General features: G+C 63.0%; 7 protein-coding genes and 2 tRNA genes. 4 read left to right on the top strand and 5 right to left on the bottom strand.

The features are described from left to right. The 4 genes from FLM9_RS01800 to FLM9_RS01785 form a co-directional block, all read right to left on the bottom strand. Positions 1-1,132 (bottom strand): magnesium chelatase ATPase subunit I (locus tag FLM9_RS01800; RefSeq protein ID WP_180365266.1); only part of this gene is annotated, 1,132 nt, incomplete at its 3' end. 141 nt (positions 1,133-1,273) lie between these two features. Then, positions 1,274-1,771 (bottom strand): Fur family transcriptional regulator, encoded by a 498-nt coding sequence (locus tag FLM9_RS01795; RefSeq protein ID WP_074456985.1) that lies wholly within the window; start codon positions 1,769-1,771, stop codon positions 1,274-1,276. A 106-nt stretch (positions 1,772-1,877) separates the two neighbouring features. Further along, positions 1,878-2,951: a class II fructose-bisphosphate aldolase gene (fba, locus tag FLM9_RS01790; RefSeq protein ID WP_074456986.1), complete on the bottom strand. Its 1,074-nt coding sequence runs from the start codon at positions 2,949-2,951 to the stop codon at positions 1,878-1,880. 132 nt (positions 2,952-3,083) lie between these two features. Next, a tRNA-Lys gene (locus FLM9_RS01785) sits at positions 3,084-3,155 on the bottom strand. Positions 3,156-3,203: 48 nt separating this feature from the next. On the opposite strand from FLM9_RS01785, the gene FLM9_RS01780 reads away from it, so the two are divergent. From FLM9_RS01780 to crtH, 3 genes are read left to right on the top strand one after another with little or no spacing between them, the layout of a single operon-like run. Continuing rightward, a complete protein-coding gene (locus tag FLM9_RS01780) occupies positions 3,204-3,794 on the top strand; it encodes a gamma carbonic anhydrase family protein (protein WP_081340120.1) in 591 nt (196 codons plus the stop codon). 29 nt (positions 3,795-3,823) lie between these two features. Then, positions 3,824-3,943: a photosystem II protein Y gene (locus tag FLM9_RS01775; RefSeq protein ID WP_102135449.1), complete on the top strand. Its 120-nt coding sequence runs from the start codon at positions 3,824-3,826 to the stop codon at positions 3,941-3,943. A 13-nt stretch (positions 3,944-3,956) separates the two neighbouring features. Then, positions 3,957-5,489, top strand: a complete 1,533-nt coding sequence (gene crtH, locus FLM9_RS01770) for a carotenoid isomerase (RefSeq protein WP_074456984.1) — start codon at positions 3,957-3,959, stop codon at positions 5,487-5,489. On the opposite strand, the gene FLM9_RS01765 is transcribed toward crtH, so the two are convergent. Beyond that, positions 5,467-6,651, bottom strand: coding sequence for an NAD(P)H-quinone oxidoreductase subunit H (locus FLM9_RS01765; protein WP_074456983.1), 1,185 nt, complete (start codon positions 6,649-6,651; stop codon positions 5,467-5,469). The genes crtH and FLM9_RS01765 overlap by 23 nt on opposite strands. Positions 6,652-6,733: 82 nt before the next feature. On the opposite strand from FLM9_RS01765, the gene FLM9_RS01760 reads away from it, so the two are divergent. Then, positions 6,734-6,807 (top strand) — tRNA-Leu (locus FLM9_RS01760). Positions 6,808-7,173: the final 366 nt, after the last annotated feature.

Raw genomic sequence — 7,173 nt, 5'->3', positions numbered from 1 at the left:
CCGGGGAGCTGTCCGGCTCCTCCGGCGGGTCCGACTCGGCATCGGATCCGGTGTCCTGGTCTTGCCCTGGATCCGGTTCCGGGGTGGGGGGCTGCTCCTGCGGCTGTTGGCGACCATCAAACCGCGCCCGCGGCGCAATGACCAATTCCACAGCCGTGCGCAGATCCTCCGCCAACACCTCGTCCCGCCCCGCCAGGGCCGCTGCGGCCTTGGCCACCCCCATGGCAAACAACTCCCCCCGATGCCCATCCACCCCGCCCCGCATGGCTTCTTCCACCAGATAGGCCACTTGAGCCGTGCTGATCTGCACATCCGGCAGCCACTGGCGCGCCAGCAACAACTGGGTGGCCAGGGTCTCGGTCTGCTGCTGCCAACGCTCACGAAACCCCTGGGGATCACGGTCCGAGTCCAGCACCGTGGCAACCGCCGCCGCCCGGTTATTCTCCGTCAGGAGTTGATCGGCGCTGAGGGCCATGGCAAAGCGGTCCAGTAGGTGGTCCCGCACGGGACCCTCCTCCGGGTTGTAGGTGGCCAGCAGCAGGCAGCGGCAGGGATGGCTGGTGCTGACGCCTTCCCGCTCGACGCGGTTGCAACCACTGCCCACCGCCTCCAGCAGCAGGTTGATGATGGCGTCATCCAGCAGGTTCAACTCGTCGAGATAGAGCACCCCCCGATGGGCTTCCGCCAGCAGCCCCGGCTGGAACACCGCCCGACCACTGCTGAGGGAGGCGCCCACATCCACGGCCCCCAGCAGCCGGTCCTCGGACACGCCAACGGGAACCTGCACAAAGGGGGCCGGCACCACCTGGGTGGGCAGTTGCTCAGGCGCCACCCCGGCCCAGCGCTGCCGGGTGGTGGGGTCCCAATCCTGGGGATCACAGGGATCGCTGTTGAGGCTGCCCCGCAAAATTTCAATGGGGGGCAGCAGGGCATGGAGCCCCCGCGCCAGCACTGATTTGCCTGTGCCACGGCGACCGGCGATGATCACGCCGCCGAGGCCGGGATCCACGGCCGACAACAGCAGGGCCAGCTTGGCGGCGTCGTGCCCTGTGATGGCGGCCAGGGGAAAGGCCTGCCGCGCCACGGCGCCCACACCGGTGAATGGAGTAGGGCTGGTGTCGCTGGCAGCCATGGGGAGCAGGTCTTGTGGTTGGGCAGTGTAGGGCGCCGACCGTGGCTCTGCCCTTGCGGCACAGCCGTTTGATGGGGAAGCGTTCCCCCCATGCCTTAAAGTGGCTCCCCTCCGACGCCCCCGTCCAGAACCCGGGTTTCCCTAGGAAAATGTAGACGCTGTGGCCTTGCTACGCTGCCGGCAGCGTCTACAAATTCCCCGCAAAATAAGACGCACTTCTGTTAGTTCAAAGCCCGCGACTTTAGACATGTCTCTAGAGGCTGCTGTAATGACTTCACTGACAAATTCTTCCGTATGGTCGCAGCACATGCAGACCATATGGTGGTGGATCTTGCCGCCCCCCTGGCGCAACTCATAGCAACGCAACCCTTCTTGCCACTCTCCCTCATCCAATAACCTCATGGCTACCAGGAGCTTGAGGCTGCGATAGACGGTGGCCAGAGATACCCTGTTCCCCGCCTGCTTCAGATGGTGATGCACATCATCAGCCGTGAGGTGATGGCCAAGTCCCAGATTCTGAAACAGAGAGAGCACCTTTTCCCGTTGAGGCGTTAGCCGCCGACCCGCCGTGTTCAAAACTTCCCGCAGATGCTCCTGTGAGTACTGCTGGATTGCTGCTGCGGGAATACGGTTGGCCATTGGAGTAGGTCTGACTAGACTCCACAACCAGGATACACTCCCTAGATAGGGCGAGGGCTGATACTGTCAGCACTCGCCGGTGAAGAGAGGGCGGATTTATTCTCCCTCAGACCGCCACGGCCACACGGGGATCCAGGCTGCCTTTGCCATAGAGATCCGCGTAGATGCCGATGGGCTGCTGCCTGATGGTGCTGGCCTTGCCGGCACACCAGAACTGCTGATAGCGATCAAGGCACACCTGCTTCATGTATTTGCGGGCCGGCTTGTTGAAGTGGCGGGGATCGAAGTTGGCGGGATCGGCAGCGGCCGCCTCCCGCACCGCCGCGGTGAAGGCGAGACGGTTGTCTGTGTCAATGTTCACCTTGCGCACACCGTTACGGATGCCCTCCTGGATCTCTTCCACCGGAACGCCATAGGTCTCGGGGATGTCACCACCGTGCTGGTTGATGATGTCCAGCCACTCCTTGGGCACCGAACTGGAGCCATGCATCACCAGGTGGGTGTTGGGCAGGGCCTTGTGAATTTCCGCGATGCGGGAGATGGCCAGCACCTCGCCTGTGGGCTTGCGGGTGAACTTGTAGGCGCCGTGGCTGGTGCCGATGGCAATGGCCAGGGCATCCACCTTTGTCTTGGCCACAAAATCGGCGGCTTCACCAGGGTCTGTCAGCAACTGGTCCCGCGAGAGTTCTCCTTCAAAACCATGGCCGTCTTCCGCATCACCCTTGCCCGTTTCCAGAGAGCCCAGGCAGCCCAGCTCCCCTTCCACGCTGACGCCCACGGCGTGGGCCACGTCCACCACTGTTCGGGTGACGTTCACGTTGTAGTCGTAGCTGGCGGGGGTCTTGGCGTCCGCTTCCAGGGAGCCGTCCATCATCACCGACGTGAAGCCGTTGGTGATGGCGGAGTAGCAGGTGTTGGGGGCGTTGCCGTGGTCCTGGTGCATCACCACGGGAATGTGGGGGTAGGTCTCCGTGGCGGCCAGGATGAGATGGCGGAGGAAAATTTCGCCTGCATAGTTGCGGGCGCCGCGTGAGGCTTGCAGGATGACCGGGCTGTCGGTTTCATGGGCTGCTTCCATGATCGCCTGCACCTGCTCGAGGTTGTTGACGTTGAAAGCGGGAATCCCATAGCCGTTCTCAGCGGCATGGTCGAGAAGAAGTCGAAGGGGAACCAGCGCCATGGCAGTGAAGAGAGGGTGTCCGGTGGTCACAGAAAGCTTACCGGATTGGAAGAAAGTCTGTTGAAGGCCAACCATCATATGGCTGGCTGGCCCTGAAACCCTTCAGCACTGGAAACACTTCGGGGGAAAGCATGGGTCGCCTGAGATTCGAACTCAGGACCAGCCGGTTAAAAGCCGGATGCTCTACCGCTGAGCTAGCGACCCTGACGGGGCAATCCCAATGGAGACTATCACGCAAGCGCCACCTTGACCATGTCCCGATCCGTCCCTGCATCCTGGCCCTCACCCCGCCGGGCTCCGGACAGTTGGGTGGCCGCCTCTGCCGTTGTGGTGGGGGACGTGGATTTGGCTCCTGGCGCTTCCGTGTGGCCCACGGCGGTGTTGCGGGGGGATTTGGCCTCCATCCGCATCGGCCCCAACAGCAATGTACAGGACGGAGCCGTCCTCCATGGAGATCCGGGTGCTCCCGTGGTCATCGCCGCCCGGGTCACCATTGGTCACCGTGCCGTGATCCATGGCGCCATTGTGCAGGAGGGTGCCATGGTGGGCATGGGCGCCATCGTGCTCAACGGGGTCACCGTGGGGGCCGGGGCCATGGTGGCCGCCGGGGCTGTGGTCACCAGGGACGTGCCCCCTGAGATGCTGGTGGCCGGTGTCCCTGCGAGGCCGGTGCGTTCCCTCAGTGAAGAGGCCGTGGCAGAGCAGCGCCGCCACGCGGATGACTATGCCCAGTTGGCCCGCACCCACGGAATGCTGGGGGCAGAGGGCATTTTTGGCCACGGATTGGTCACAGATTGTGGCCAGGTCGCCCACAGCCCCGCACCGGAAGGGCCACAGCCGTAAAGTAAATAGCAATCATTGTTGCTGAATCCGTGGATTGGCGTCTGCTCCTCGTTGCCTTCCCCGTGCTGGGTGCCCTGAGTTGGGTGGTCTTCATCATTGGCCGCGACGCCCTCAAGCAGTTCCAAGGCACGATGAAGGAACTCCGCTGACCCACCGCTGACCATGGGGGTGACCCATTCCGCCCCGTCCTGGGACGCCATCGTCATTGGCGCCGGTATTGGCGGCCTGGTCACAGCCTCCCAGTTGGCCACCAAGGGGGCCCGCACCCTGGTGCTGGAGCGTTATCTGATTCCTGGCGGCAGTGCCGGCAGCTTTGATCGCCCCGGCTACCGCTTTGATGTGGGCGCCTCCATGATTTTCGGCTTTGGCAAGCGGGGCACCACCAACCTGTTGACCAGGGCTCTAGTGGACGTGGGGGAGGAGTTGGACACCATCCCCGACCCCGTTCAACTCCATTACCATCTCCCGGATCACCTGGACCTGGCGGTGAGCCGGGACTACAACACCTGGATTGCCACCCTGGCAGAGCAGTTCCCGGATGAAGTCCGCGGCATTCGCGCCTTTTACGACACCTGCTGGCAGGTGTTTCGCTGTCTGGACGCCATTCCCCTCAAGTCCCTTGAGGAGCCCCGCTACCTGGCCCAGGTGTTTTTCCGCAATCCCCTGGCCTGTTTGGGTCTGGCCCGCTGGCTGCCCGTGAACGTGGGGGATGTGGCCCGGCGTCACATCCGTGATCCCCAGTTGCTGCGCCTCATTGACATGGAGTGCTACTGCTGGTCCGTGATGCCGGCTGACCGCACCCCCATGATCAACGGCGGCATGGTGTTCGCCGACCGCCACGCGGGGGGTGTGAACTATCCCAAAGGGGGCGTGGGAGAAATCAGCCGCCGGCTGGTGCGGGGCCTGGAGCGTCATGGGGGAGAGATTCGCTACGGTGCCCGGGTGAGCCAGGTGTTGTTGGAGCGTAACCGCGCCGTTGGGGTGATCCTGGCCAGCGGGGAGCGACTCCAGGCCCGGCGGGTGATTTCCAACGCCACCCGTTGGGACACCTTCGGCAGCCTGGTGCCGGAGGAGCGCATCCCCCGCCGGGAGAAGGTGTGGCGCCGACGCTACAAACCCTCCCCCTCCTTTCTCTCCCTGCACCTGGGGGTGCAATCCCGGGTCATCCCCCCCCACAGCCATTGCCACCACCTGCTGCTGGAGCGCTGGGAGCAGATGGACGGGGAGCAGGGCACCGCGTTTGTGTCTATCCCCACCCTGCTGGATTCCGATCTGGCCCCGCCCGGTCGCCACATTGTCCACGCCTTCACCCCCAGCGACATGAAGCATTGGACAGGCTTAAGTCCATCGGCCTACCGCCGGAAAAAGGAGGCCGCTGCTCAACAGCTTGTGCAACGCCTGAGCCGCCTCTGGCCTGGTCTGGAGGGCGCCATTGAGCATCAGGACATTGGCACACCCCGCACCCACCGCCGTTTTCTGGGCCGCAGCCGGGGCAGCTACGGTCCGGTGCCTGCACGGCACCTGCCGGGGTTGCTTCCCATGCCCTTCAACCGCACCGGCATTCCAGGTCTCTACTGCGTTGGGGACTCCTGCTTTCCGGGCCAGGGTCTTAATGCGGTGGCCTTCAGCGGCTATGCCTGTTCCCACCGTGTTGCAGCCGACCTGGGCCTTCTCAGCGGTCCACGGATCCCATGATCACATCGATGGACCCCAGAATGGCCATGATGTCCGCCACCTTCACCCCCTTGAGCAGGTGGGGAAGGATCTGCAGATTGTTGAAGTCCGGGGCGCGGATCTTCCAGCGCCATGGGGTGACCTCGTTGCTGCCCACAAGAAACACCCCCAACTCCCCCTTGCCGGTCTCCACCCGGGCATAGAGTTCCCCGCTGGGGATCCTGAAGGTGGGCGCCACCTTCTTGGCCATGTACTGATAGTCGAAGTCGTACCACTGGCTCTTGCGGCCCTCTTGCAGGCGGCGCGCCTCCAGGTTTTCCGTCGGGCCTCCGGGGATGCTGCGGCAGGCTTGGCGCAGGATTTTCAAGGACTCCCGCATCTCCTGGATCCGCACCTGATAGCGGGCAAAGCAGTCCCCCTCCTCTGCCGTGGCCACCTCCCAATCAAAGTCGTCGTAGCACTCGTAGTGATCCACCTTGCGCAGATCCCAGCAGACGCCCGAGGCCCGCAACATGGGGCCGGAGAGGCTCCAGTTGATGGCTTCTTCCCGGCTGATGGTTCCCAGGCCGGTGATGCGACGACGGAAGATGGGGTTATCGGTGATCAGCCGCTCGTACTCGTCAATTTTGGGGCCAAACCAGTCACAGAAGTCCGTGCATTTCTCCAGCCAGCCGTAGGGCAGATCCACCGCCACCCCCCCAATGCGGAAGTAGTTGTTGTTGATCAACCGCTGACCGGTGGCAGCTTCCCAAAGGTCGTAGATCATCTCCCGCTCCCGGAAGATGTAGAAGAAGGGGGTTTGGGCCCCCACGTCGGCAAGGAACGGTCCCAGCCAGAGCAGGTGGTTGGCAATGCGGTTCAACTCCAGCATCAACACCCGGATGTAGCTGGCCCGTCTGGGAACGGTAATGTCCGCCAGCCGCTCGGGAGCGTTGACGGTCACCGCCTCGTTGAACATGCCCGCCGCATAGTCCCAACGACTCACGTAGGGGACAAACATGACGTTGGTGCGGCTCTCGGCAATTTTTTCCATGCCGCGGTGAAGGTAGCCGATAACGGGCTCGCAGTCCACCACGTCCTCCCCGTCCAGGGTCACCACCAGCCTGAGCACCCCATGCATGGACGGATGGTGGGGGCCGAAATTGACCACCATGGGTTCCGTGTGGGTCTCAAGCTGGGTCATGGGGCACAGACCGGGAGTGGTGTGGATCTTAGGCTTCCACCTGGATGTTCTAACCTAAGCTAAAGGGCTTGGCCCAATGCCGGCCCGTGTAGTCCAATTGGCAGAGACAGGCGACTTAAAATCGCTCCAGTGCGGGTTCGAATCCCGCCACGGGCATGGGTCCCCGCCCCATGCAGTTCTTGAATCCCTGTGATCGGCTGCTGATCCGGACCTGGACACCACAGCAGCCTGCCAGCCTTGCAGGAGCAGAGGGCTGGACATGATGTTATCGGCGGCCACCACCACGTCCCCGCAGCCCATGGCCTGGATTGCCCAGACCAGCCTGCGTTCAAAAGCTGTATCTTAAGGGAAACCTGGGAAATGGGGAGAGGATGTATTACAATGAAGGGAGCAACCTTGGAGCTCCATCAGGAAAGACTGTCAACTTAGCTTCAGCGATTTTGAGCGGAGCATGGTGAAGAGGGAAACCAAGCGTGAGAGATTTTTGTCGGTGATGGAGGAGGAGGTGCCTTGGGAGGAGTT

It is taken from the genome of Candidatus Synechococcus spongiarum (genome assembly GCF_900047545.1).
GTDB classification, from domain to species: Bacteria; Cyanobacteriota; Cyanobacteriia; order PCC-6307; family Cyanobiaceae; genus Synechococcus_B; species Synechococcus_B spongiarum_C.
This window is presented reverse-complemented; position numbering and strand designations above follow the sequence as displayed.